Below are 25,782 nucleotides of genomic sequence, written 5' to 3'. Positions count from 1 at the left end.
CACGCACAATATGAGGGATGGCTTATATCGGGTGGAGCCAGTATATTTTGATATTATCTATCGGCTGTACCGATGGAGTGATCGATGCTTGAAAGCGTGTCGTTCGACCAGTTGCGGATGTTCGTGGCCTCTGCCGATGAAGGCAGCTTTTCGGCCGCAGCGCGCCGCGTGCGAAGAACCCAATCAGCGGTGAGCGAAGCGATTCTGAGTCTGGAGGCTCAGCTTGGCGTCGTGCTGTTCGATCGTGCGGGGCGTTATCCCAGGCTGACGAAGGAAGGTGTTGTCCTGCTGGCGGATGCGCGCGCGGTAATCACCGGCGTCGACGCCATGAAGGCGCGGGCGAAGGGGATTGCTGGCGGACTCGAGGCTGAGTTGACGGCTGTCCTCGACGTGTTTCTGCCGATAGAGGTGATCGCCGAGGCGGCGCGAGAATTTCGTATCCAGTTTCCGGCGACGCCGTTGCGTCTCTATGTCGAGGCGCTCGGTGGCGCGGTGCAGCCGGTTTTGGATGGGCGAGCGAGTTTTGGTGTCGTGGGTTCTCTGCCGACGCTTCCAACCGGTTTGATCAAGGAGCGCCTGTTCGATGTCAAACTGATGATGGTGGCTGCAGCGAGCCATCCTCTTGCATCCTACCGTGGCATCATCCCGAAAGAGGAGTTGGCGCGGCATGTGCAGCTTGTCCTGACGGATCGATCCACGCTCACGGAAGGCCGCAACATCGGCGTGATGTCGCCGTCCACCTGGCGCCTGGCGGACCTCTTTGCGAAACACGCCTTCCTTGTCAGTGGCCTGGGATTTGGGGGCATGCCCCTGCACACCGTGGCAAGGGATATTGCCGAAGGGCGGCTCGCCGAGCTTTCGATTGAAGAGGCACCGCCTGGAGGGCTGCCTCTTCCCATGTTCGCTGTTTATCGGGAAGGCGAACCTCCAGGACCGGCCGGGCGATGGATCATCGAGCATTTAAAGAAATGCTCGGAAGGCGTCGCGGCGAAGGAGGGGCCACGAGCATGCTAAACGGAGCGCGCCGTTAGGGTTGCAGGCTTCTAAATACGAGCTGCTGCCGACTTGTTGGACGGCTGACTGAAATGCATGTTGTTGTGTTAAGGCAGTATCCTATGTGCGCCGGGCGCATCTGGCAGCGAGGATCGCTTCCATCTGCTCGACCAGTTCCGCGGCCCTGCGCGTTCCCAGGCGTAGATGGAGACGGCCATCGCCGGCCGCCGTCGGCTCGACCAGTCGCGCCGCGCGGTCGGTGATCGCGCGGGTCAGGCAACCTGACTCCGTCATCACAGGAAACAGACGATGCTTCGCCGTTCCGTCCTTGTAGGTGTCGCTTCCCTGTTGTTGACGGCTGCCCCTCTCGTTGCGGCAGGAGAGACCATGCGTGGAACCTCATTGCTTTTGGCGGCGAGCAAGGATGATGTCGCCGCCATCAAAATACTTCTGGCGGACGGCGTGCAGATCGATGCGCGCGACGACAGCGGAGCGACCGCGCTGCTGGTTGCAACCCACGTCAACGGAATCGAGGCGGCCAGGGCGTTGATCGAGGCTGGCGCCGACGTCAACGCCAAGGATAAAATCGAGGACAGCCCGTATCTCTATGCCGGAGCGCGCGGCCATCTCGACATCCTGAAGATGACTTTGGCGCACGGTGCCGACCTGAAAAGCATCAATCGCTACGGCGGCACAGCGCTCATACCGGCTTCGGAGCGCGGTCATGTCGAGACGGTGCGCACGCTGATTGAAGCGGGAGTCGATGTTGATCACGTCAACAGGCTCGGTTGGACCGCGCTACTGGAGGCGATCATCCTCGGCGACGGCGGCAAGCGGCACCAGAAGATCGTCGATCTGCTCGTCAAGGCCGGAGCCGATGTCAATCTGGCCGACGGCAAGGGCGTGACACCGCTCCAGCACGCCCGCGCGTACGGCCACGATGCGATCGAGCGGATTCTCGCCGTCGCCGGAGCGCACTGACAAAGGAAGGCGCCATGAATGACAGGATGAGCGATGCAGCGAGGTTGTTTCGCCATATCGATGATTGTGGCGCTCGACCACCTAGCCGATCCGGCCGAGGCGGGGGCGCTGTCGGCGCTGATGCAGGGCGGCGGCTTCCTGATCACGGCGCTGCCGCCATGGATCGTCGCGATGCTGCACGATCTCACCGGCAGCTTCATGGCCGGCTGGCTGCTGCACCTCGCTTCAGTCGCTGTTGTTGTCGTTCTGTACTGGCGCATGAATCCGGGAAGCTATGCCGCGGCGATGAGCCTGCCCGCGGTTTCGATAACACTTTTGAACGGTTCGTCGGCGAACAAACCGATAAATAAAAAGACAGCGCGTGCTTAAGTGCGGAATTCCCTGATTGCGGGCACCTTCACCCGCTGACCCTGTGTCGTTCGTTTAAGGAAGCCCAAAGTCATGTGTCGAAAATCATCGTGACTTAACTCGAATAAATTCGACACTTTCGATTCAAAGCCGAATAGGTGAAACCATTCGGAACGGAGCCGGTGCCCCCTGGCGTGGTCACCGCGACTGCGCCCGCCGCGTGCGGCGGCGTCGACGCAGTGATCGTGGTGTCATTGACCACGGTGATGCCCGTCGCCGCCGTTCCGCCGAATGTCACCGCCGTTGCGCCCGTGAAGCCGGTGCCTGTGATCGTGACCGAGGTGCCGCCGATCGAGCCGCTGTTCGGTGCGACCGAGCTGACCGTCGGCGTGCCGGCATTGATAATGACCGTCACATTGGCGGGGGCCGATGAGAACGTACCCGTTCCTGTCGAACTGTCCGTTGCTCTGACCGTGAAGTTCAAAGTCCCGGCAGCGGTCGGCGTACCGCGTAGCGTACCGTTGCTTTGCAGCGTGGTGCCTGCCGGAAAGGCGCCGGAGACCAGCGCGCGGCAACTTAACCCGAAAGAAGCTGAAGCGTTGATATGACCTCAAAGGGAAACGCGCCGGCAGACTGGATCGGTTCTAAGCCCTCCTAGGCGCAACTATTTGAAGCGCATTATCGCTATATCTCGACCTGGGCAACAGCTGGAGCAGCACGTAACGCAAGCGCTCCATGGTACAGGCTTTGGAAAAATACCAACCCTGAAGACCGTCGGCACCGAGTTGCTGAAGAAGCGTCGCCTGCTCTTCAGTCTCGATTCCCTCAGCCGTTACGGATTTACCGAGAGCATGGGCGATATCAATAATACCTTTGACAAGGACCAAGTCTTCTCCACTCGCTGGTAGGCTGGAAATGAACCCTCGGTCTATTTTGACACGGTCGATCGGTATGCGCCGGAGATGGGTAAGGGACGCAAAGCCTGTTCCGAAGTCATCGAGCGCGAGTTCGACGCCGGCATCGTGCAGACGTAATAGGCGGTCTTGAAAGCTCTGGAAATTGGTTCCCAGAAATACCTGTTCAACGACCTCGACGCAAAACCGGTCGGGTGAGATGCCGGTCTGGGCCGAAAGTTCGAAAAATCGATCTACAAAGCGGTCGGATCGAAAGTCCGCATTGGCCACGTTAATGGCAACGCGGTCCACAGGAAGGCTCAATTCCAGTATGCGTGCCATGTCTTTGAATGTTCGTTCGACAACAAACATTCCGATTTCCGACTCCAGTCCAGGATCATTGATCTCCGTTAGAAATGCATCGGGCGTGAGGAGACCGCGCTCGGGATGCTGCCATCGCAGCAGACCTTCCAGCGAGATCAACTTGCCGGGAACGGTTGGTACAACAGCTTGATAGTGGAGACTGAACTGGTTCCGATCGAGACCCGCCTCAACAGCCTGCAGCAACGCGCTTTTGTATTCGACCGCTAGTTGGAGGCGCGGTGCGAAACATTGGCGTTGATCTCGCCCTGAAGCTTTTGAGTGATAAAGCGCCATATCGGCGGCCTTGAAAAGCCCATCAGGTGTCTTGGCATCCTTAGGAAAGGCAGCCACGCCAATACTGGCCGTATATCGGTGTTTAATATCACCTAGCCAAACAGGCTGTTTTATGCTGTCCAGCACCTCGTCCAAAAGAGCTGGAACATCTGCACACGCCTTGTCAGATATCACAATTCCAAATTCGTCGCCGCCAAGCCTAGCAATAAAAATATTCTCCGCCTCAAAAGCGCGAAGCCGCTCTGCAAAATTTTTGAGGAGATTATCGCCAGCAACATGGCCGAACGTATCGTTGATTTCTTTGAAGGCATCGATATCGATCAGGGCTAGGTAAACCGAAGTGTGAATGGAATTTCTCAGTTCGAGCGTGGCCGTCAGATACTCCTGAAACCGTCTTCGATTGGCAGTGCCGGTTAAGGCGTCTGTACTGACGGCATGACGCAAGTCTTCCTCAATCTGATGGCGCCTCGTAACGTCAAAGCGAATAGATGTGTAACTATCCGGATTGCCGGCGGCATTCAGATGGGGAACGATAGTCGTATCGACCCAATAGGTTGTCCCATCCTTCCGACGATTGCAGATTTCGCCGCGCCATACCTGCCCTCGGGCGATCTGCCGGTACATTTCGCGAAAGAACGCCTTGTCATGAGCATCCGAGCGCAGGAGTCGGTGATTTTGCCCGATAAGTTCGTGTTGCGAATAGCCCGAAATTTCACAGAATTTATTGTTGACGTGTGTGATTGTGCCCTGAACATTGGTAATGGCCACGATGGCCGTGACATCGAGCGCGTAGTGAATGAATCCCGTTTCGGATTTGACTACCTCTACCTCACCGAGATCATTCGGCCCGTGAGAGTGTTGAACCACAATCATCCTCCCGTCACTTCTCCCTCCAGATTACGGCGAAACGTTTAACAATACTCTGGTGGCGTCCCGATTGATCGGACACGCGACGTGTTGGATTAAGCACCAGCGGCCTTGGCTCTGAACGAGGAAATACCTATCAATTAGCTATAACTTTAATTTGGTCGCCAGGGAGCGATCATTGGTCGAGGTTCGCGCCAATACTATTTAACGGACCGACCCTGAATGGGTTGCGCCGGGCCGGGCGCCAAAACATCTCCCGCGAATACCCTCAATCTGCGAACCGCCGGCAACGACATGGATTCGACCCGCGGCATCGCGGGGGCCAACTAGTTCCTTTATTCCGAGTTCTATTCTGCGTCGGGCTGACGGCTTGGTTCAGCCATGGCAAATGCCTTGAGACCGGACGCTGTCGCGTCGATCTCAAGGATTCGTTTGTATGGAGAAAGATCAACACCGAAACGTCGCGCATTAAACACCTGCGGGATAATGCAAATATCGGCTACCGTCGGCTGTTCACCGAGCGCAAATGGCCCCGGCAGGTGCGCAAGGCGGGCTTCGATTGCTTCGAATCCGACTTTGATCCAGTGCTGCGACCATGTTGTACGGGCGGCCTCGTCGACTCCCATTTCGGCCAGCCGATTTAAAACACGAAGGTTTCCGATGGGATGAATGTCGCTTGTCACAACCAGCGCGATTTCGCGCGCGATAGCGCGTGCTCTCGGGCTGGATGGCAGCAAAGGGGGAGCCGGGTGCATTTCATCGAGATATTCGATGATCGCGAGCGATTGAGCGAGGCGAAAGTCGCCCTCGATCCAATAGGGCACCAGTCCAGCCGGGTTGATGTCGCGATAGGCCTGCTGGGCTTGTTCGCCTTTGCGTAAATGTACGAATTTGGTCTCCGCGCTCAATCCCTTGAGTCCGAGCGCTATGCGGACGCGGTAGGCTGCGGTTGACCGGAAGTATCCGTATAGCAAAGCGTCGCTGTTGGTCATCTCGCGGTTGCACCTTACGGCTTGGTCGGATCGAAACGGCGCTCAAGCCCTTGCCAACAATCCGCATAGTCGTCCTGCAGCGCGTCGGATGTTGCGGCATATTCGGTCACGCGCTGTGGGAAGCGTGTTTCGAACATGAAGGCCATCGTGCCGGTTAGCTTGACGGGCTTAAGCTCGGTCTTGCTGGCATGGTCGAACGCCTCGCGGTCCGGCCCGTGAGGAAGCATGCAATTATGCAGGCTAATGCCGCCAGGTAGGAATCCCTGCGGCTTGGCGTCGTAAACGCCGTATATCAAGCCCATAAACTCGGACATGATGTTCATATGATACCAGGGTGGACGGAACGTGTTTTCCGCGACCGCCCAGCGCTCCGGGAAAATCACGAAATCGATATTCGCCGTGCCAGCGATTTCCGAAGGCGACGTCAGCACGGTGAAGATCGATGGATCGGGGTGATCGAAGCCGATTGCACCGATTGGCGAGAACGTCCTTAGATCGTACTTACAGGGCGCATAATTGCCGTGCCATGCCACGACATCAATCGGCGAGTGAGGCAGAGCCGTGGACCATAACGCTCCACCCCATTTCACGAACAGCTCGGTTGGCTTGTCGTCGTCCTCATAAGCGGCGACGGGGGTAAGAAAGTCGCGTGAATTGGCAAGACAATTCGCGCCGATGGGTCCCCGTTCAGGCAGCGTGAACGCGCCGCCGTAGTTCTCGCACAGATAACCGCGCGCAGGGCCGGATGGAATTTCGACGCGAAACTTCACGCCGCGCGGAATGACGGCAATTTCGCCCGGCTCGGCGTCGATCACGCCGAATTCAGTGACGAAGCGAAGGCTGCCCTCCTGCGGTACGAACAGCATCTCGCCATCGGCATTGTAAAAATGCTGATCGACCATGGATTTCGTAATGAGATAGATATGCGCGGCCATGCCGACCTGAGTGTGGGCGTCGCCCGCGGTGGTCATCGTCCGCACGCTCTGCACGAAAGTCAGCTCGTCCTCTGGGATGGGCGTGGGGTCCCAGCGCAGTTGCGCGATCGGCATGTCGTGCTCGAGGCACGGCGCTGTGCGCCAGAGTCTTGCATCGGCCTTAACGAAACGCCCGGAATGACGAACCGAGGGGCGGATACGATAAAGCCACGAGCGTTCGTTAGCGCCGCGCGGCGCGGTGAACGGCGAGCCGGACAGTTGTTCGGCGTACAATCCGTAGGCGCAGCGTTGAGGTGAATTGCGACCGATCGGCAATGCGCCCGGTAGTGCTTCGGTCTCGAAGCTATTGCCAAAGCCCGACATATAGCCGGGCGTCTCGTTGGTACTGCTACGATTGACGGCGACCGGATCGAAGTTGGTGTTCATCGCCTTATCCTCCCTGAAGGGCCGCCCACATCTCGCGGTCACGGTCCGCGGTCCAGATCACCGGATTGTCGATGCCCGATGCTTCATCGAAAGCCCGGGAGACGTTGAACGGCAGGCAGTGTTCATAAATGGCGAAGGTCGAGAATTTTGGGTCCATGATTTCGCGTGTCGCGGCGACCGTCTCCCTCAGGCTGTGCCCTTTGGCGACGGACAATTCTGCCGAGCCGTATAATGCGGTGACGAAATCACGTGTCATCGCAATTGCCTCCCGTGTGATGGACTGCCCATTGAGGGCGTCACCGCGGCCGGGAGCGACCGCCTTGGGATTGAATTTGCGAATTTCATTCAATGTCGTCGGCCATTCACGCAAATAGGCATCTCCGCAATAGCAAGCGGAATGGTATTCAATCAGATCGCCTGAGCACATCACTTGCGCATCGGGGACCCATGCCACGATATCTCCGGATGTGTGGCCGGCGCCCAGATGCATCAACCTCACCGCGCGCTTGCCGAGATAGATTGTCATCTCAGTCTCGAACGTAAGTGTCGGCCAAGTCAGACCCGGGATGCTTGCGGCATCACGGAATAGCCGCGGAAACCGGCCGAATTCGGAATCCCAATCCTGTTGTCCGCGCTCTTCGATCAACCTGTGCGTTTCTTTCGAGGCGACGATTCCCTGTGCGTGATATGCAGAAGCGCCGAGCACGCGCACTGCATGGTAGTGCGATAGAACAACATACTTGATGGGTTTGTCGGTTACGATCCTGACGCGTTCGACGACGCTGGTCGCCATCGCGGGCGTCGCCTGCGCGTCAAACACAATGCAGCCGTCGTCGCCGACAATGACCGCCGTATTTGGATCGCCCTCGGCGGTGAACGCATAAATGTCCGGGCCGATTTCGGAGAATGTGATTTTCTTCTCCGCCATATCAGTCGTGGAAGCGAAACTCTTGGCGCTCATTTGTTTTCTTTCGTCTTCGAACTCCACTCACCCGCACTGATCATTCCCGAGGCGTCGCTTTGCTAACAAAACCGCCTCGCGAAGGACCTCTACATCCCCGATATGATTGGCAAGAATCAAAACGAGGGCGGTATCGAGCGACGCGCTCTGCTCATCGCTCAGGCCACGATGCGCCTCGACCACCAGGCGGTAAGCGGCGTCCGGGTCAGGAAAGTTGGACTGCGTCGAAAGCGTCATGGCATGCCCTCGATTAGCGCACTCGCCCGCGCGATTGCGGCTTGCACTACGGGTAACGTGGGATGTCTGAACCGCGCCGCAACGTATCCATCCGGTCGAAGCAAATAGGCGGACCCATCGGAAGCATCATAGCGCTTCGCGAATAGTCCGGATGTGTCGCGGAGTGGTGCATCGGGTCCGATGCTGATGCAGTGACAATCAAGCGGATCGAGAGCCGATCCGTTCCCGGATTCCAGCAGAACAAAATTGTCGCAGGCTGCTTTGAAAGCTTCGGTAAGATAAACACGGTCGCCGCTCGTTGCCGTCAATGGCGCGTCCACGATCGGCGCGCCCGGACGTGGGCCGGCACGCCATGTGTCGACGTCGCTGGTAGACAATGGCGTATTGTAAGTTGACGGCGTTGCTAGCCGTCCGCCGTTCACCATGCGCCTGGCGAAGTCGACCTCCTTGGCAAGTCGAAGCACCGCATGACGCATTCGCCGTTCGTGGTTTGAATGGGGGGCAATGAAATCTGTCGAGCGAGTCGACGCGCGAATATTTTCGTCCGCCGCTGCGCTGCGCTCGCTCTCATAACTATCGAGCAGGGAAACCGCGGCCTTGCCCCGCAAAACGAGGGCGAGCTTCCAGGCAAGGTTTTCGGCATCCTCGAGCCCGGAATTCGCACCGCGTGCTCCAAACGGGGAGACCTGATGAGCGGAGTCGCCTGCGAAGACAACCCGCCCATGAATAAACCTCTGCATGCGCCGGCACTGAAACTTATAGATCGATATCCATTCGAATTCGAATTCCTTGTGTCCCAGCATGCGTTCGATCCGCGGCCGCACATTCTCCGGAAGCCGTTCAACGGTGGGGTCCGCGTCTGGGCCAAGTTGCAGATCGATGCGCCATACGTCGTCGGGCTGGCGGTGAAGCAGCGCGGACTGTCCGGAATGGAATGGCGGGTCGAACCAGAACCAGCGTTCGGTTGGAAACGCGGCCGTCATTTTTACGTCTGCGATCAAAAATTGATCGTTGAAGGATTCGCCGGAAAAATCCGCACCCACGAAACCCCGCAAGGCCGATCGTGCGCCATCGCAGGCGATCACGAAATCAGAGTTCAGTTTGTATCGTCCGTCCGGAGTTTCAATCTCAACAACGGCGTGGTCGTTGTGCTGCTCCAGGCCAACGACCCTGTTTCGCCAGCGCAGATTGATCAGCGGCAATTCCTGAACGCGGTCGACCAGATAAGCTTCGGCATAATACTGCTGAAGATTGATGAAAGCCGGCATCTTGTGCCCTTCTTCGGGCAACAGATCGAACCGGTAGACCATCTCGTCCTTGAGGAATATCTTGCCGACTTTCCAGGCAATCCCCTTTTCGACCATCCGTTCGCCGACACCGAGGCGATCCCACAATTCCAGCGATCGCTTGGAAAAACAGATCGCCCGCGACCCGTCACCGATCCTGTCTGTATCATCGAGCAGTACGACGGCTTGTCCGCGCTGTGCCAAATCGATCGCGAGTGAGAGGCCAATCGGCCCGGCACCGACGATGATGACCGGATGGTGCGCAGCTTTACCTTCAGTGCGCTCCTGATCGGGGTGCGGGCGATAAGCAAATTGCCTGACAGACCGCTGGGTCATGGTCGCTCCGGATCAAGCTCCGTCGCAATTGAAAATCTGGCAAAGAGGCTAGACCATCGCTAAAATGGTCGCAACTGCAACTATGAAAGTGCCGCTGAATTTTGCCGCCGACACGGCATCCGTTGCGAAGCTCGACCTGTTCAAATTCGTGCCATTTCGGCTGAACCGGCTGGCTGCCGAGGTCAGCGCTGATCCTGAACTGGCGCTGTCGATTGCGATCATTAAATATCTCGACGAGACTTTCCGAAGCCGCTGCTGAACTGGGCTAGGAGCGCCGCGCAGAATAGTAAGCAAGAGCAATCCGGATGAGAAAATGCACCCGAACGATCCCAGGCTTCGCACCTTCGTTGACGTCGATGCGGCATCCGACTTTCCGATCCAAAACCTGCCTTACGGGGTGTTCTCAATGCCGGAGCAGCCGGAGTTGCGCGTCGGCGTGGCGATTGGCAGTCAGATTCTCGATCTCGCCGTGCTGGAATCCGCCGGTCTGATCCGTTGCGACGAGGTTAGAGGAGTTTTTGCAAAGCCTTCGTTGAATGCCTTCATGGCGCTCGGACCGAAGGTGTGGTCGCAGACGCGCGGACGGATCAGCGAATTGCTGCGTCATGATAATCCGGAACTGCGCGACAACGCGGACTTGCGCATGCGCGCGCTTGTACCTCGGAATCGCGCGCAAATGCATATGCCGATCCGCGTCGCAGGCTTCACTGATTTCTATTCCTCGAAAGAACACGCCACCAATGTCGGCACCATGTTCCGCGATAAGGCCAATCCATTGCTGCCGAACTGGCTGCATATTCCTATCGGCTACAATGGCCGGGCATCGACCGTCGTAGTCAGCGGCACGCCGATCCGCCGTCCACGCGGGCAGTTGAAGCCGCCAACGGCGGAGCTTCCGAACTTCGGCCCGTGCAAGCGGCTCGATTTCGAACTGGAAATTGGCGTCGTGATCGGGCAGGGCTCCGCGATGGGCGAGATGTTGACCGAACGACAAGCGGAAGAGATGATCTTCGGCTTCACGCTGCTGAATGATTGGAGCGCGCGCGACATCCAGCAATGGGAATACGTGCCGCTGGGGCCGTTTCAGGCGAAGGCGTTCGGCACCTCGATCAGCCCGTGGGTCGTGACGCGTGAGGCATTAGAGCCGTTTCGGGTTCATGGTCCGGCGCAGGATCCGAAGCCGTTGCCTTATCTGCGCCAGACACAACCGAACAATTACGACATACGGCTCGAGGTAGACCTGCGAACGGAGAAGATGGCAAAGTCGGCCAGAATCTGCCGGACCAATTTCAAATACATGTACTGGTCGTCAGTGCAGCAGCTCGTGCATCATGCCTCTTCAGGTTGTGCAATGAATGTCGGCGATCTTTTGGGGTCAGGCACCATCAGTGGTCCCGAAAAGGCCGAGCACGGCAGCATGTTGGAGCTGAGCTGGAACGGGACCACGCCGCTTGAGATTGATGGTGGCGAGCGCCGTTCGTTCCTCGAAGACGGCGATTCGCTCCGCATTCGCGGCTGGTGTCAGGGAGACGGCTATCGCGTTGGCTTCGGCGAGGTCGAGGGCTCGATTGTAGCCGTAGAATAGTTGCTGAGGTGTGACCTGACGGATGTGGCGTTTTCGCTGATGATGTTTGCGGGCACGGAGACCGATATTGCAGCGATGCATGCGGTCGTTGGAATGACCTAGCCGCCACATCAAAGCCACGTTCGCTTCTTGTAGACGTTCGTGCGGGCTGCTGCGCAAGTCGAGACTTGGCTATGACACTGGCTATGGCCGAAAGCGGCGCATATACACTTCGTCATACGCGCGCTGATTTGTTCAATGCGCAGCTGAAAGTGGAGCGCTGCTGGCTAACTGACAAAGCTCAACTCGATTTCGCCCTTTCCGCTTTGCATCGTAGAGCTGTTTATCGGCGAGCTTGTATAGCTCCGAGAACGATGTTCTTTGGACAAAGGTCGCTCCGCCGATGCTGATCGAGAGATCGCAGGAAACCCCTTCGAAACAAAATTCCGCAGCCTTCACAGTTTCCCGGATTCGCTCGGCAACCACGACGACCCGGTCCGAAGCAATGCCTGGAAGGAACACGCTAAATTCCTCGCCGCCCATGCGACCGACAAGGTCTACTTCGCGCAGCGTCGATCTGATGCTTTGAGCGATCAGTTTGAGAGCCTCGTCGCCTGCATCGTGACCGAAATTGTCATTGACGTTTTTGAAGTGATCGACATCCATGACTAGCAGCGCGCCATCGCAGCGCCTTTCCTGCTGGTTCACCCGTTCAAGATAGGCGTCTACCAGGGTCGTGAATGCAGCGCGATTGAAACAGGATGTCAGGCCGTCGGTTGAGGCTATAACTGTCAGTTGCTTATGCGCGATTGCCAGCTGGCGCAATTTGCTGAGAAGGTAGAAAAAGAACGGTGGCGCGATCAGCAGGGGAATGATCACATCATTCTCGGGGCTGGTCCCCAATCTCCATACGCCTTCCTTGAAGGAGTAGCTGTCGATCGTAAAGGCCAAGACGACGCAGCAGAGCGTCCCGGCGATCGTCAGCAGGATCACTCGGGCCCAGCTTTGAACCGAGGGTTCGACGGCTTTCGATGTGAACCAGCCATTCATACGTTAGGCGCTAAGGGACGAATATTAACAAACTATTCGGATTGGTAGCAGCATTTAGCGCTTCATCCGAATATCGAGCCGACAATCTAGGCGACTGTGTCCAAGGTTCTCCATCGCACTCGGCGCAAGAGCATATGATGCCAGACGGAGGGCCAAGTCTGAGGCAGGATTGAAATCGTCAGTAGGAGCTTTTGGCTATCGCATCAAGTTTGCGTACGGGCATATTCAAGACACGGGCCGCGACGCGAAAGGCAGAAAGCACTATCGCTACGAGGAGGCAGCGGTTCTAGCTATGCTACGGGGTCGGTTAGCCCGAGAACTCTCAGGCAATGGGCGGGCGAACAATCGCATGAGCGTGAACGCTGCCTAGCGATATTTTGCATTTCCCCGCTGAGGCGATCGACATCCTCCTCCTGACCGTTGCGCCGGATCGCATGGGGCAGCGTCGACTTGTCGTCGAAGGTAATCGAAGCATCGTCGAAGAGAGAAGCGGCGGGAGCTCTGTCATGATAGGCGTGAGATAACGAGAAGCGCCGGCCGTACGTCTTGTGGCTTACTGACTTTCCAACGCAGAACATCGCGCTTTATTTCGCGGATGTCGTAAACCGGGTTCCTCGCCTCGTTTCGTGTCCGATTGCAGCCTTGACGGCTCGCGCGGGACTCGTGAACAGCTGGCCTTCAAGAACGTCGAACTCCTTTTTTGCTGAAAAGAACATGAAACCGCGACCGCTGCGAACGACTAGGCCCGCCGCGCCTTGAGACGGTTCAATAATGTAGTTGTCGGCCATGGACGTGTTATCCGTTTCAACGACTGTGCCAAGTACTCCTGCAATCGAGCCACGCGTTCGAATGGTGGTCAAGCTGCCTGGAAAAATAAGAATAACTCTGTCGCCGAAAGCTATAACCGGCGAATGACCGCGATTTGATCGTTGAAACGTTTGGCAATTGTTTTTTCAACATCCGCCTCGCGAGTATCCTGCGAAGAGCATGTCGATGCGCTTCCATTTGCAAATTGCGAGCATCGATCGATCACCCTGCGAATCGACCGGCTGAATTGTGAGATGCTAAAGCAGGAGCGTCGATGGTGTCCGTTACGTCTGAAGCGCCACCTGTTTCCCAGGAACGAGTCCGAAGAAGCATTGGCTTCCGTAACGCCGGTCGCCATTCGAAGCGCTCGAATCTGATTGGCGTCACGGCCGCTCTCAAAAGAAGATTATGTATGAGCGCCGAATAGTCAGACGGACAAGATCACTTAACAACAAGCAAAATACGTAAAATAAATCTGCGGTCTGTTTGCTATAAAACGTGCGCGCACAAAAAACAGCGTGCGATGAGTCCGAGTGGTGGAGCGTGAGGCTTGAACCTCGAATTGTTTCTCACGGTGGCGCTCAACGGTCTTACCGTCTCCGCTCTCTACTTCATTGTAGCGATCGGATTTTCGCTGATCTTCGGCTTGATGCGCTCGGTGAACATGGCGCACGGAACGCTGTTTCTTGTCGGTGCTTACGCCGGCGTTGCCGTTTTTTATCCGCTTTACGATGCCGAAAATGCATATGCCTGGATTGTAGCTCTGGTCGTGGGCATGGCTGCATCGGCGATTCTTGGCGTCGTGCTGCAGGTTGTCTTTCTTGGTTGGATGCAGGGTCAGGAGTTGCGCCAGACGCTGGTGACGATCGGCATCTCCATCATCGTTGCGGACCAGCTTCTGGCGATTTTTGGCGGGCTGAGTCAGCAATTCTACGCGCCCGACATTTTGTTTGGGTCGGTTCCGGTCCCGTTCGTGCAAGGCGGTCAGTATTCAACCTTTCGTCTGTTTCAGGTGGTGGTGGCGATCGGCGTTGGTTTCGGCCTCTGGCTGATCTTACAGCGGACCAAGCTCGGCATCGTCGTGCGCGCCGGTGTCGATGATCGCGCCATGCTGTCGGCTCAAGGCGTCAACGTCCCGCTCGTCTCTGTTGTCGTTTTTGCAATCGGCGCTGCTCTTGCCGGTTTGGCCGGAGTCGTAGGCGGCACGGCACAACCCTTCGGCCAGGAGAAGGATATCGAATTCCTGCTGACCTCACTCGTGGTTGTGATCGTGGGTGGCATGGGATCCTTGCCCGGGACGGCGCTTGGCGCCCTTCTGGTTGGCATGGCCGAGCAGTTCGGACAGTCGTTGTTCCCGGCCTACTCGGTGATGCTTACGCTGCTCATCATGGTGGCAGTGCTCGCGTTCAGGCCTCGCGGTCTGTTGGGAAGAAAGTTCTCATGAGTGATGCGGTTTCCACATCTGCAGCGTTCAGCGGACGATCCTTGGCCTCGCCTGCTTTGATGTCGACGCTTCTTCTGATCGTCCTTGTCTCGCTGCCGGCTGTGCTACCGGAGTTCTGGACGGTCAACATATTCGTGCGGGCTATGATCTTCGGGATCGTGGCGCTCTCGCTTACGTTCCTTGCTCACTATGGCGGGTTCATCTCGCTTGCCCAGATGGTTGCCGCGGGCGTTGCCGGATACACGATAGCCGTGACGGTGCCGGATGCCATACCGGCCAATCGCTTCCAGCTTCCTTATGCGCTTGCCATCGCTCTGGCGCTTGTATTCTCGACTATTGCGGGGGTCGTGATCGGTGCCGTCGCGGTACGAACACGCGAGATCTATCTGCTGATGATCACGCTCGCGACCGCAGTGAGCTTTTACTTCTTCGTGCAGGCCAACGTCGAGTTTCTCAACGGCTATGAGGGGATTCGCAATGTGATGGGTCCGGATATTCTGGGTGTTCCCTTGCGTACGCCCGCGATCTTCTTCTATGCGGTTCTTGCCGTGTCCGCGGCCCTCTACGCACTTGTGATCTATGTCAGCCGCGCTCCTCTCGGATTGGTCCTGCAAGGCATTCGCGATAATCCGCGCCGTGTTTCAGCGCTCGGTTTTAATGTTGCTCTACATCGAATTGCGGCGTTTGGCCTTGCCGGCTTCATTGCAGGGGTCGGCGGCGTGCTGCTTGCCTTTTACAACATTGGAATCTCGCCAGGTACCGTGTCCACCCATGCCACGATCAGCATCTTAATCATGGCTGTGATCGGCGGCTTGGGTCATCCAATTGGTGCGTTCATAGGCGCACTCATTTTCACGATCTTCGACACTTTCGCTGCTGATATCTACGACCGCGATCGTTTCAATACACTCATCGGTATGGTCTTTCTGACGATCGTGGTTGCCTCTCCCGACGGAATTATCGGCCTAATAAAGCGTAGCAAAGCTTTTTTGCGCGATCGCAGATTCGCATCCCATTCGGAATCCACCACAGCTATTTAACGAGATGACCATTTGAGGATCATGATCATGGCAACCAATCCTACCAGGAGGCAAATCCTTCAAGGAGCTGCGGCTATTGCCGGCTCTGCCGTCTTCGCTCCGGCCGTTCATGCCTCTCAAGTTCCTATCAGACTGGGTACACTGGCTTCGCTGGAGGGACCGCTTGCTGTCAATGGGCAGGATTCTTATCGCGTCATAGAGCTTCTTCTTGAAGAGGCTGGTTACAAAGCGGGCGGTCGCAAGATCGAATGGATCCGGGAATCCTCGAACGCCAAGCCGGACGTCGCGCTTGCACGGACCCGCAAGCTGATCGAGCAGGATCACGCTGATGTTGTGATCGGGCCATTGTCGGGGGCCGAGGGTATCGCGGTTCGGGATTATTCGCGCACGGTTCCGAACAAGACCTTTATCAATGGTTCGTCTGCCTCGCAGGACAACACGCTCCGCAATTCGTCGCCGAACTATTTTCGCTTCAGCACGGATGGCACGCAATGGACCGCAGGACTCGGTGAATACACCAAGAATACTCTTAAGATCGACGAAGTGACCGTTGTCGCCTCCGACTACGCCTTTCCTTACTCACAGGTGTTTGGATTTAGTCTTGAGTTCACGCGGGCAGGCGGCAAACTCAACTATCTCTGGACGCCGTTTGGAACGTCCGACTACACTTCACTGATTGCGCAAATTCCAAAATCATCCGGCGCGCTCTATGTCGTCTATGGCGGGTCCGACGGACTGGCCTTCCTTACCCAGTATGCGCAAGCTGGCGGCTCGCTGCCGCTTCTTGGCGGGACCCTCCTTGCCGATCAGACGCTGTTCTCAGCCCGCGGCCCCCATCGCAAGGTGCTTGAAGGCACCATTTCCGCCGGCCCGATCGGGGACTATTACGACAACCCGGTCTGGAAGGATTTCCAGGCGCGCTACGTCAGGCGCTGGAGCAAAGATGTCGGGCAGCAGACACCGGGCACACTTGCGTTCTCCTATTCCACCAACTTGCAAGCGGCACTGCTCGCCCTCAATGCCGTAGAGGGCGATCTTTCCGGAAACCAGGAGGCTTTTCGTGAGGCGTTGCGAAAGCTTGAATTCAAAAACTATATCGATGCCCTGGTGAAGCTTGACCACAACAGGCAGGCAATTTCCGACAATTTCCTCACCAAGGTCGAGGTGCGTGACAAGCGGTTGCAGTCGGTGGTGTTCAAAAAAGTGCCGAACGTGAACCAGACGCTTGGATTTCCTGAAGACAAGTATGTCGCGCTTGGCGCTCCATCCCGCAACAACACCGGAAATGTGAAGATATGACAGCTTTGAGACAATCGGGCGCCGCCGTCGTCTCGACGTTTCTTGCGGATGCAGTGCCCCAACCCAGTCCACTTGCCCTCGAGCTATCGGGAATCAGTCTCAGCTTCGGAGGATCGCGGATTCTCTCGGGTGTTCAGCTTGCCGTCGCTCATGGTGAGCGTCGCGTTATTCTGGGGCCGAACGGCGCCGGAAAGACAACGCTTTTTAACGTCGTTTGCGGTGATTATTCGCCGAACGCTGGGTCCATCCGCTATTTCTGGCGCGACATAACGCATCTGAAACAGCATATGCGTGCGCGCGCCGGTATTGCGCGTACCTATCAAAGCTCGCTTCTGTTTGACGGGCTTACCGTGCTCGACAACATCTTTCTAGCTATACGTGGTGTCAAAGGAAACAGGCTCTCGCTTCTGCGTCCCAGGGCGAGTGATCTCGATCTCGCGCGAGCGCGCGAAATCGCAGACCGTGTGCGCATCCGCCATAAACTCAATACTGATGTGCGTGATCTGTCGCACGGGCAGCGCCGCCAGTTGGAGCTCGGTATGGCTCTCGCTGCGGGACCGAAACTTCTCATGCTGGACGAGCCCGCCGCAGGTCTTTCGCCCGGCGACAGACCAGAGCTGCTATGCACATTGCATGAACTGCCGCGCACCTTGACGCTGGTGATTGTCGAGCACGATATGGATGTTGCCTTGCCAATTGCTGATATTGTTACGGTGATGAAGGACGGTGCGGTCGTGATCGAGCGGACCCCGGACAAAGTCGAGCACGACTCCGCTGTGCAGGCGATCTATCTGGGGGAGGCCGCGTGATGTTGTCGGTCACCAATTTGCACGTCAACTATGGTCGCGCTGAGATTCTCCATGGGGTCTCGCTCGACGTCGGCGAGAAGCCAGTGTCCGTCGTCGGGCGCAACGGCATGGGAAAGACGACGTTCTGTTATGCCATTATGGGAATGATACCGATTCGGAGCGGCGCTATCGTGCTTGATAACGTGTCTCTTGATCGTAGATCTGCGATGCAGGTCGCGCGGCGGGGAATCGCGATCGTTCCGCAGGGGCGGCGAGTCTTTCCCTCGCTCTCCGTCGATGAGCACCTCAAGCTCGCAAGCCGGGGCCAGAAAGCGGCATGGACCCGGAGCGGATCTACGACACTTTCCCTCGACTCGCGGAGAGGAGGTCGAACGGCGGCGCTCAATTGTCGGGTGGAGAGCAGCAGATGCTTGCGATAGCTCGCGCATTGCTTCGTAATCCCAGGCTGGTCATCATGGATGAACCCTCGGAGGGATTGGCGCCGGTGATTGTCGATCAGTTGATTGATGTTCTGAAGAGGCTGTCTCTCGACAAGATCGGTCTTTTGTTGATTGAGCAGAACCTGCGGGTGGCCACTTCCGTTTCCGACACGGTCGCTATCATGCTGGGAGGCAGAGTTGCAGCTACGCTTCCGGCCGCTCAATTGAGTGCTGACGCGAGACTCCAGCGTCGCTACCTAGGCGTCAGTTCGACTATGCATTGATTCCGTTCATTTAAGGTGTGCCTGTTAGCTGATGTTACCGTTCGCTGTCAGGAAGATGATCGGCAAAATGTTGCCAGCGCTACTCAGACGCTCCTGCAATCCGAATCCGTCGATGCCGGCCATCTGGAGATCGAGCAGGATGCAACCGGTCTCGTCGGCTGGTGGCTGTTTCAGAAACGCATTGCCGGACTCATAAAGCGCCGTTTGATAGCCGGACGCGCGCAATAACCGTGACATCGACGTGCGAAACGACAGATCGTCATCGACGATGTGTATAAGCGACGCCGGCACGGTCATGCGGCGGACCTCGCGAGCGGTAGAACAAATCGAAAGGCCTGCTGCAGATGCACGCGGTTTCAAACGTACAAACACGTCTTGATGGCCACGTAAAACAATCCCGTTGCTTTCCCGTTCGCGTTTCTCTTATGAATACATCCGTCCTCAATTTCCAATGATTGAGGCGCACAGCGAAAATACTTACGACTTGATTTAATCGCTCGGATTTACTCGACGAAATGGTCAGGGAAGGGGGATGCGTGATGCATATCGACCGTAAAGGAAATCGGACGGGCCTACGCAAATGCCTCCCTTACAGCGCCTTTCTGTTGCTCGGACTTTCAATCTCGCCGGCGTTTTCGGCTGAAACCGGAAGCCGCGCGCAACAGGGCGCCATGGTCACATGCTCAAGCGGATTTCTGCCGGGCGCGGGAGTCGTCAATAATCCGCCCGACCTTCTGGTCAACGGCGAGTGCCACGTCAAACCTAATCAGACGTACTACTTCGAGAACGTCAACGTTCTCGACAAAGGTCGGCTCGTGTTCGATGAACTTGATAAGACGATTAAGCCCACGGCCACTCACTTCTGGGCTCAATCGATGGTGATAGAGAATGGCGGGACAATCGCCGCCGGTTCAGCGAGACAGCCCTATGGGAATTATGGCAGTGTTCTGACCATTCATCTCTACGGAGCCGACCGCAACGCAAGTGGTCCCGCGCTCGGCGCGCTTTGCCGGACCGCGCAAAATGCCGATACGGGCCCTTGCGGTATCCCCAAGTCGGCATGGAGCGACAACGGCAAGACGAAGCTTGAATTGCCTGGCGGCGTCTCGGACTTCTTCTACCGCTACGGCCCGCTGCACGGCGATGGCAAATGCTCCGACGGCTCGGTCTGGTCGAGCACATCGCCTTGCGATGATAGTCAAGGCAAGCAGGTTGGGTATTTCGGCTACAAGGTTCTTGCCGTTTCCTATGGCGGGAGTCTTGAGCTCTGGGGCGCAACAGGCTCCTGCAACTCGATGGGCTGCTCCAATCCGCAACTGACCCATCCGAGCTGGACCCGGCTGGAAGGTTCGGTCGCGGCTGGCGGCGGCACTGGGGCGAATGATCCGCTCGTCGTCGCCGGTCCGAGCAACGAGCATCCGGAAAACCTCTATGTCAAAGCCGGCGATCAGATTGTCGTCACGACGACAGACTATCTGCCCGGTCATTCCGAAACCTTCGTTGTCAAGGACGCCAGCACGGGCGTTGGTCCGGCGGGACGATGGCTCGAGAAAATCCGGGTCGATCACGGCGCGGGGTGGCACCATAACGGCGAACGCTACGCGCTCACCGACAAGCTGGCGCCATCGCAGGGGCGCCTCGACCTTGATCCCGATCTTGTCAAGAACGGCGTCGAGACCCGCGCCGCTGTCGCCATCCTGAATCGTAGCATCCGGATCGTGTCCGGAGGCGACCGGCCGGGCGAGGAGTTTCCGGCCTCGACACCCGAGAACCCCTGCGTCGCCCAGGACGGCAAAGGGCCGTGCTATTCGCTCGGCGGCCATGTCGTGTTCCGGCAGGGGTTCAAGGCGGTGCACGTCAAGGGAGTTGAATTCAAGGAGCTCGGGCAGGGCGGGCGGATGGCGCACTATCCGGTGCATTTCCATATGGCTCGCCAAACACCGGCAGGAACATACGTGCAGGATTCGTCGGTCAACGAATCGATGACCCGCTGGATCGTCCTTCACTCGACGCAAGGCGTCCTGCTTGCCGGCAACGTCGGCTACAAGTCCATCGGCCACGGCTTTTATCTTGAGGACGGCACCGAGACCGACAACAAGCTTTACGGCAATCTCGGGATCCTCGCGCGCGCCGCGGTCGCCAATGAACAAAATCCGCGACGGATTCCTGGAATTCTTGCGGCTAATGAAGATCACAAACCCGTGCCGAAATTTCCGTTCCTGACCGACTCGACCTATCCGTCGGTGTTCTGGATCACGAACGGCTGGAACGAGTTCATCGGCAATATGGCGGCCGGCGCCACGGCCTGCGGATCGGCCTACTGGTTCGTGCCGACCTGGAATAGCGACAGACCGGATGTGATGACCCCGAATAACAGCCCCGATCAACGGCATATGAAGTGGTCCGGTTATGCCGGACTGCAAAAGGACGGCGCTTATCGAGGCTCGACGCCGCTCAAGGCATTCGTCGGAAATTTTGCCACATCGACGATGATGTCGTTTCAGACGACCGGCGACGCACCGGAGTGTTCGGGCGTCGTCAAGCCTGACACAGCAAAGGTGAGCGCGCCCGCCAACAACGTTCTTACGGCGGTTCGCAGCCTTGCGCCGGATCCGAACGATAATGAGGCCAACGATCATTACTATCCGCATGCGGTCGGTGGAAACCGGCACGCGACGGCCTGCAACAGGAAGGATGACGGCACTTATGATTGCGAGGGCATCAAATTCTGCGATCCGGGTCACCCTGAAAATTGCGCGGTGACCGTCATTGACAAGTTCACGTCGATGTTCCATTGGGCCCAGCACAATGTCGCGGCGATCTGGCTGCGCAATCAGTGGTATCTCGTCGCCAACAGCGTGCTGTCGGATGTTCAGAACGGCGGCCTGACCTTCATCACGGGCGGCGATTATACCCATGCGTCGGTGATCCGGGGCTATTGGGCGCTTGCGCGCAAGAGTGTTTTCATCGGCCATACCCAGCCGCAGGACGACATCCATGCCTTCGCGCTGGATGCCGGACCCTTCAACGCGCGTTCGAAGCTCCGCTGCGATTGGCAGGTGGCGGGCCTTGCGCCGAGCAATTATTGCCTCAGCGCGAAAGAGGGCGTCTCCATTCCGCTGGTCAATTTCGACTCGGGGCAGCGTCTCTTCAACATCTACGACGGTCCCGCCTATCAGGATTCCAACGCCTACCTCGACATCACAAAATCAGACTGTCCCATTCCCATTACCGAGCTGAGTACCGATCCGGGCTGCATGTATGGCTCAGGCGTGGTCCTGGGCGTCACCAAGGATCCACTGAACGGGCAATGCTATCTGCCGAACGCGGCCATCGGTTGGAAACAGAACAACGGCTTCTTCTATCCACCCGCTTTTCACTCGGCGAATCTCTTTTTCAGCAACGTCGACATCCGTCATTTCGTATTCGATCCGTTGTTTCGGGCGCCCGATGGCGTGACGGGTGAAAAGGACTTTGGTCAGGGCGGCACCTATCGCACGGCGACCTCCGGCCCCAACGCAGTGAAGAATTTCTATTGCACCTCGACGGAAAACATGTTCGACGGCTGGAGCGGTATCGACCGGCAGACCGAGCTCACCGACGACGACGGGACGCTGACGGGACTCATCAGTTCAAAGCCCGGCGGCGAGACGGTGTCGATCAACGAGGATCAGTTCTTCACCGCCAAGCTTGAAACCTCCGAGTGCAAATCGAACCTGAGGGTCAGTCCCTCGCTGGTATGTCCGCAGAAGCCGCCGCCGCCCGCGCCGACGCCATCGACCGCAAAGACGAGTCCCTATGATTACGTGGCCACGGCGATCGCACCGGGGTGCTCGGAGAAGTCCCCACCTGATCCGTCGAAACCCTATGGCCGCTGCGGAGACTCGCCGGATCTCGGTCAGGGAGGCGAGTGGTCGAGCGAGTGCTCCAACGGAGCCTGCTACGGCGTGCCGCTGTACCGCCAGTATCTGACCACGTCCGAGCAAGGTCATTGGCAGACCAACGGCTGCGTCGGAAATCCCGATACGCCCGCGTGCCGCTGGCCCTTCATGCGCATGGGCGGCCAGAACATGTATCAGCGCGAAACGCTGACCGTGAACAACGGTGTCTACTACGTCGACACGTCCGTTTCCAAGACCACGCAGAATACGGAGAACTATACGACAATGAAGCCGCGGGACGTGAATGTCTTCGCCCCCGGCCAGACCTATTACATGTTCTTCCTCTATGCGAAGCCGAGCACGGCCCAGACCTACCAGATCTATGTCGGCGAGGGCTTTGATACGGGAACAGTGAAGCCCGTGCGTGGAAGCCTGGCGACCGCGCCGATCAAGTTCAGCCCGGACGCCTCACCCAATGCGGGGAAGTGGTTCGCCGTGAAAGGAGTCTCCAGGGGCGTTTTGACCATCGAGACCAATTTCGCGGGCCAGTCCGAGCTCGATCCGAAGCAACCGAAAAACGGGCTTTGCGGTCCGGCGACCTTTTGCGGTTGGAAGAAGGACGGGAGTTGCGGTTCAAAGCTCGCGGCCACAGATCCGGGCAAGGAGCCGTTGCTTGTCGCCGATCCGGCGCTGGCCAAGGAAGCGGACGCTGTTTGCCGGACCTGGGCTGTCAAGGATCTCGATTGTCCGTCGGCCGGATGTTTCGGCTTCTCGTTCACGCTCCCGGCCGGTTTCAAGACGCAGAATCAGGGACAGGCGGCGCGCCCGACCCCGGTCGCGTTCCCCGCGACGGGTGACTTTGCAACGCGCTTCCTCAACACCAAAGCCGTCCCCGACAACGCCAGTCATGCCAAAGACGGGGTCGAGACGGAATGCTTCTATCCAAGACTGCCCGGCAGTTGCCCGGCGCAATAGCCGGACCCGTTTTCCGTTCCGGAGCGGCGTCAATGTCACGATGGCTTTGGCGCTGCCGATCCTGAAACGGATTATAAGTGTAACAGGTTGGAGAGTGGCCCATCCGGACCGATGTGAGGTGTCCACTGCCGGGATCGTTTTTAATCAACGCCGACACGCGCAGGTAAATAATATTGAATGTGCGCGATTGGATAAGGATCCTCCCGAGATCAGTTCGAGGTCAACGAAACATGCAAGACATGCGGTTAAACTTCTACGGTTATTCCGCTGCCCTTGTGGTCCTCATTTCATGTGCGGCAAATGGCGCGATGGCGCAGTCTCTCACGCCGTTCCGGTATGAATCCCAAGCGCAACGCAATTGTCCCGGCGATACGATCGTCTGGCTCGATTTCAGAAAAGAACGCTATTATCTGAAAGGCCAACGACGCTATGCGTCGGGAAATACCGGCAGCTTCGTGTGCAGGAATGAGGCCCGCGATAGTGGATACCGGCGCTCGCCCTTGGGATTGAGATAAACCCGCTCGCTACCCCATACGCAACGCGCAGCAGGTGGGCATCGCGTCTGCCAGAGGTTCATCTCTGAAATGATATGTAAGCCTTCGCGTTTGTGATTGCAGTGGACCGATGGTAATCGCAAAACGTCATCATGCATCAAAGTGACGGTACAAACAGCTGAAGGCCGCATATGTTCTTGCAGAAATCTGTTGTCGCATTTCGCCTGAGGGCAATCCTCGTCAAGCTGGTAGCTTCCTGCCTAGTCTGGGCGTGCGCGACAACATCGAGTTTTGCGGAGACCTCTCCGCCTCAGACCTCCGGCGTACCCATTACCCATGATCAGATCGAGAAGGCGATCACGAGCCTCGACGCGATCGTCGGCGACATCATGAAGAAGAGCGGCATTCCGGGCATGGCGATCGCGGTGGTCCATGATGGCAAGATCGCCTACGCGAAAGGCTTTGGCGTCCGGAAAGTCGGCGAGAACCAGCCGATTGACGCGAATACCGTTTTTCAGATCGCATCGCTTTCGAAATCCCTTGCGGCCAGCGTCGTGGCCCGCCAGGTCGGCGTGGGCGTTGTCAAATGGAATACGCCTGTCCAAGCGCACTTGCCCTGGTTCAAGTTGATGGACCCGTGGGTGACGCAGCATGTCACCATTGCCGACATGTTCAGCCACCGTTCGGGCTTGCCGCAGCATGCCGGCGATGATCTCGAGGATCTCGGCTATGATCGTCGAACGGTGCTGGAGCGCCTTCGTCTGCTACCGCTTCGCGGATTCCGGGACGTCTATGCCTACACAAACTTCGGGTTGATGGCGGCGGCGGAATCCGTTGCTGCCGCATCGGGCAAGGACTGGGAAAGCCTGTCTGAAGAAGTCCTTTACAAACCGCTCGGCATGAGCGTGACCAGTTCGCGCTTTGCTGATTTCGAAAAGCAGACCAATCGCGCCATTGGACATGTAAAGGTCGGCAACAGCTTCCAGCCCAAATATCAACGCCGGCCCGATGCGCAGTCAGCCGCAGGCGGCGTCAGCTCGTCGGCAAACGATCTTGCGCGATGGTTAGCGTTGGTGCTGCAGAACGGCGAATTCGAAGGCCGGCAGATCATCCCGGCAGATGCGCTGCTTCCAGCCATGACGGCCGAAGTCGTTTCTATTCACTCCCCTTCAGCCGATGCGAGGCCCAGCCTGTACGGATATGGATTCGGCGTCGGAATCACGCCGGCGGGCCGGACAACGATCAGTCATTCCGGAGCCTTCGCGCTGGGTGCCGGAACTTATTACGCGATCATCCCCTCGGCCGGGATTGGAATTGTCGTGCTGACCAATGCAGAACCAGGTGGCGCAGCGGAGGCAGTCGGCACCTCTTTCACGGACATTGTCCAGTTCGGGATGGTGACGCGGGATTGGTTTGCTGCTTATGGCACGGCTATGACGCAGCTCACGGCCCCGGCGGGGGATCTCGTCGGCAAGTCGCCGCTCACCGCGCCAGCACCGGCTGCGCGTTCTTCATCCTATGTTGGTCGCTACGGCAATCCTTACTTCGGAGACGCTGAGATCGTCGATGCAAATGGTCATCTAGAATTAAAGATCGGCCATTTGAGCCAATCCTATGTGCTGACGCACTGGGATGGTGATGCGTTTTCGGTCCGCCCTTCCAGCGAAAACCAAACCGACGGTTCGTTGTCGTCGGTTACGTTCAAACGGGCTGGTGACGAGCCAGCCCGCGAACTGACGATCGAATATCTCAACGGCAACGGGCTCGGCCAGTTTATGAGGCGCTGAATAACATTGTGCGGGTG

Annotated in this window: 24 protein-coding genes and 1 pseudogene; 15 read left to right on the top strand and 10 right to left on the bottom strand. The window is 57.6% G+C overall.

The window, feature by feature from the left end; all coding sequences use genetic code 11:
* Positions 1 to 84 precede the first annotated feature (84 nt).
* Positions 85 to 1,014, top strand: a complete 930-nt coding sequence (locus B2M20_RS15460) for a LysR family transcriptional regulator (protein WP_079447929.1) — start codon at positions 85 to 87, stop codon at positions 1,012 to 1,014.
* A gap of 99 nt (positions 1,015 to 1,113) precedes the next feature.
* Here B2M20_RS15460 and B2M20_RS19620 read toward each other — a convergent pair whose 3' ends face one another.
* On the bottom strand, positions 1,114 to 1,287 hold the full coding sequence (locus B2M20_RS19620) for a hypothetical protein (protein WP_158081549.1): 174 nt from the start codon (positions 1,285 to 1,287) through the stop codon (positions 1,114 to 1,116).
* A gap of 93 nt (positions 1,288 to 1,380) precedes the next feature.
* Between B2M20_RS19620 and B2M20_RS15455 the strand changes: the two genes are divergently transcribed.
* Together B2M20_RS15455 and B2M20_RS15450 are read left to right on the top strand one after the other, a co-directional pair.
* On the top strand, positions 1,381 to 1,974 hold the full coding sequence (locus tag B2M20_RS15455) for an ankyrin repeat domain-containing protein (RefSeq protein ID WP_244553553.1): 594 nt from the start codon (positions 1,381 to 1,383) through the stop codon (positions 1,972 to 1,974).
* A 33-nt stretch (positions 1,975 to 2,007) separates the two neighbouring features.
* Positions 2,008 to 2,343: an MFS transporter gene (locus tag B2M20_RS15450; protein ID WP_244553552.1), complete on the top strand. Its 336-nt coding sequence runs from the start codon at positions 2,008 to 2,010 to the stop codon at positions 2,341 to 2,343.
* 94 nt (positions 2,344 to 2,437) lie between these two features.
* Here the strand turns inward: B2M20_RS15450 and B2M20_RS20375 are convergent, their stop codons facing one another.
* Positions 2,438 to 2,737 (bottom strand): IPT/TIG domain-containing protein, encoded by a 300-nt coding sequence (locus tag B2M20_RS20375; RefSeq protein ID WP_244553551.1) that lies wholly within the window; start codon positions 2,735 to 2,737, stop codon positions 2,438 to 2,440.
* On the opposite strand from B2M20_RS20375, the gene B2M20_RS20370 reads away from it, so the two are divergent.
* Positions 2,727 to 2,930, top strand: a complete 204-nt coding sequence (locus B2M20_RS20370; protein ID WP_244553550.1) for a hypothetical protein — start codon at positions 2,727 to 2,729, stop codon at positions 2,928 to 2,930. The genes B2M20_RS20375 and B2M20_RS20370 overlap by 11 nt on opposite strands.
* A 36-nt stretch (positions 2,931 to 2,966) precedes the next feature.
* Here B2M20_RS20370 and B2M20_RS15440 read toward each other — a convergent pair whose 3' ends face one another.
* The 6 genes from B2M20_RS15440 to B2M20_RS15415 form a co-directional block, all read right to left on the bottom strand.
* Complete coding sequence (locus tag B2M20_RS15440) at positions 2,967 to 4,739, bottom strand: putative bifunctional diguanylate cyclase/phosphodiesterase (protein WP_201789030.1); 1,773 nt, start codon at positions 4,737 to 4,739, stop codon at positions 2,967 to 2,969.
* A gap of 347 nt (positions 4,740 to 5,086) precedes the next feature.
* Complete coding sequence (gene maiA / locus B2M20_RS15435) at positions 5,087 to 5,731, bottom strand: maleylacetoacetate isomerase (protein WP_079447925.1); 645 nt, start codon at positions 5,729 to 5,731, stop codon at positions 5,087 to 5,089.
* Between the two features lie 14 nt (positions 5,732 to 5,745).
* The gene (hmgA, locus tag B2M20_RS15430) at positions 5,746 to 7,092 is read right to left on the bottom strand and encodes a homogentisate 1,2-dioxygenase (RefSeq protein WP_079447924.1); all 1,347 of its coding nucleotides are present in this window, start codon (positions 7,090 to 7,092) and stop codon (positions 5,746 to 5,748) included.
* 4 nt (positions 7,093 to 7,096) lie between these two features.
* A complete protein-coding gene (locus B2M20_RS15425; RefSeq protein WP_079447986.1) occupies positions 7,097 to 8,053 on the bottom strand; it encodes an MBL fold metallo-hydrolase in 957 nt (318 codons plus the stop codon).
* A 27-nt stretch (positions 8,054 to 8,080) separates the two neighbouring features.
* Positions 8,081 to 8,290 carry a DUF2783 domain-containing protein gene (locus B2M20_RS15420; RefSeq protein ID WP_079447923.1) on the bottom strand — a complete coding sequence of 70 codons (210 nt, stop codon included), beginning with the start codon at positions 8,288 to 8,290 and terminating at the stop codon, positions 8,081 to 8,083.
* Positions 8,287 to 9,912 carry an FAD-dependent oxidoreductase gene (locus tag B2M20_RS15415; RefSeq protein ID WP_079447922.1) on the bottom strand — a complete coding sequence of 542 codons (1,626 nt, stop codon included), beginning with the start codon at positions 9,910 to 9,912 and terminating at the stop codon, positions 8,287 to 8,289. The genes B2M20_RS15420 and B2M20_RS15415 overlap by 4 nt, the downstream gene beginning before the upstream one ends.
* A gap of 64 nt (positions 9,913 to 9,976) precedes the next feature.
* Between B2M20_RS15415 and B2M20_RS20695 the strand changes: the two are divergent.
* Positions 9,977 to 10,102, top strand: a pseudogene (locus B2M20_RS20695) (MarR family winged helix-turn-helix transcriptional regulator); the annotation flags it as partial.
* 123 nt (positions 10,103 to 10,225) lie between these two features.
* Positions 10,226 to 11,497 carry a fumarylacetoacetase gene (gene fahA / locus B2M20_RS15405; protein ID WP_079447920.1) on the top strand — a complete coding sequence of 424 codons (1,272 nt, stop codon included), beginning with the start codon at positions 10,226 to 10,228 and terminating at the stop codon, positions 11,495 to 11,497.
* A 234-nt stretch (positions 11,498 to 11,731) separates the two neighbouring features.
* Here fahA and B2M20_RS15400 read toward each other — a convergent pair whose 3' ends face one another.
* Positions 11,732 to 12,469, bottom strand: coding sequence for a GGDEF domain-containing protein (locus B2M20_RS15400; RefSeq protein ID WP_244553548.1), 738 nt, complete (start codon positions 12,467 to 12,469; stop codon positions 11,732 to 11,734).
* A 1,414-nt stretch (positions 12,470 to 13,883) separates the two neighbouring features.
* Here B2M20_RS15400 and B2M20_RS15390 point away from each other — a divergent pair.
* From B2M20_RS15390 to B2M20_RS20585, 6 genes are read left to right on the top strand one after another with little or no spacing between them, the layout of a single operon-like run.
* Positions 13,884 to 14,777 (top strand): branched-chain amino acid ABC transporter permease, encoded by an 894-nt coding sequence (locus B2M20_RS15390; protein WP_079447918.1) that lies wholly within the window; start codon positions 13,884 to 13,886, stop codon positions 14,775 to 14,777.
* A complete protein-coding gene (locus tag B2M20_RS15385; RefSeq protein WP_079447917.1) occupies positions 14,774 to 15,817 on the top strand; it encodes a branched-chain amino acid ABC transporter permease in 1,044 nt (347 codons plus the stop codon). Before B2M20_RS15390 ends, B2M20_RS15385 begins: the two co-directional genes overlap by 4 nt.
* 27 nt (positions 15,818 to 15,844) lie before the next feature.
* A complete protein-coding gene (locus B2M20_RS15380; protein ID WP_079447984.1) occupies positions 15,845 to 17,116 on the top strand; it encodes an ABC transporter substrate-binding protein in 1,272 nt (423 codons plus the stop codon).
* Positions 17,113 to 17,925 (top strand): ABC transporter ATP-binding protein, encoded by an 813-nt coding sequence (locus B2M20_RS15375; RefSeq protein WP_079447916.1) that lies wholly within the window; start codon positions 17,113 to 17,115, stop codon positions 17,923 to 17,925. Before B2M20_RS15380 ends, B2M20_RS15375 begins: the two co-directional genes overlap by 4 nt.
* On the top strand, positions 17,925 to 18,344 hold the full coding sequence (locus B2M20_RS20590) for an ATP-binding cassette domain-containing protein (protein ID WP_338013176.1): 420 nt from the start codon (positions 17,925 to 17,927) through the stop codon (positions 18,342 to 18,344). Before B2M20_RS15375 ends, B2M20_RS20590 begins: the two co-directional genes overlap by 1 nt.
* The gene (locus B2M20_RS20585) at positions 18,332 to 18,628 is read left to right on the top strand and encodes an ATP-binding cassette domain-containing protein (RefSeq protein WP_274533969.1); all 297 of its coding nucleotides are present in this window, start codon (positions 18,332 to 18,334) and stop codon (positions 18,626 to 18,628) included. Before B2M20_RS20590 ends, B2M20_RS20585 begins: the two co-directional genes overlap by 13 nt.
* Before the next feature lie 24 nt (positions 18,629 to 18,652).
* On the opposite strand, the gene B2M20_RS15365 is transcribed toward B2M20_RS20585, so the two are convergent.
* Positions 18,653 to 18,925: a response regulator transcription factor gene (locus tag B2M20_RS15365; RefSeq protein ID WP_079447915.1), complete on the bottom strand. Its 273-nt coding sequence runs from the start codon at positions 18,923 to 18,925 to the stop codon at positions 18,653 to 18,655.
* Between the two features lie 242 nt (positions 18,926 to 19,167).
* Here B2M20_RS15365 and B2M20_RS15360 point away from each other — a divergent pair, with 242 nt between their 5' ends.
* The 3 genes from B2M20_RS15360 to B2M20_RS15350 all read left to right on the top strand — a co-directional run bounded on the left by B2M20_RS15360 (position 19,168) and on the right by B2M20_RS15350 (position 25,765).
* The gene (locus tag B2M20_RS15360) at positions 19,168 to 23,484 is read left to right on the top strand and encodes a hypothetical protein (protein ID WP_079447914.1); all 4,317 of its coding nucleotides are present in this window, start codon (positions 19,168 to 19,170) and stop codon (positions 23,482 to 23,484) included.
* Between the two features lie 239 nt (positions 23,485 to 23,723).
* Positions 23,724 to 23,999 carry a hypothetical protein gene (locus tag B2M20_RS15355; RefSeq protein ID WP_079447983.1) on the top strand — a complete coding sequence of 92 codons (276 nt, stop codon included), beginning with the start codon at positions 23,724 to 23,726 and terminating at the stop codon, positions 23,997 to 23,999.
* 170 nt (positions 24,000 to 24,169) lie between these two features.
* Complete coding sequence (locus B2M20_RS15350; protein WP_079447913.1) at positions 24,170 to 25,765, top strand: serine hydrolase; 1,596 nt, start codon at positions 24,170 to 24,172, stop codon at positions 25,763 to 25,765.
* Positions 25,766 to 25,782: the final 17 nt, after the last annotated feature.

The organism is Nitrobacter vulgaris (genome assembly GCF_002028545.1).
GTDB lineage: Bacteria > Pseudomonadota > Alphaproteobacteria > Rhizobiales > Xanthobacteraceae > Nitrobacter > Nitrobacter vulgaris.
Note: the sequence above shows the minus strand (reverse complement) of the source record. Positions and strands in the feature narration are given on the sequence as shown.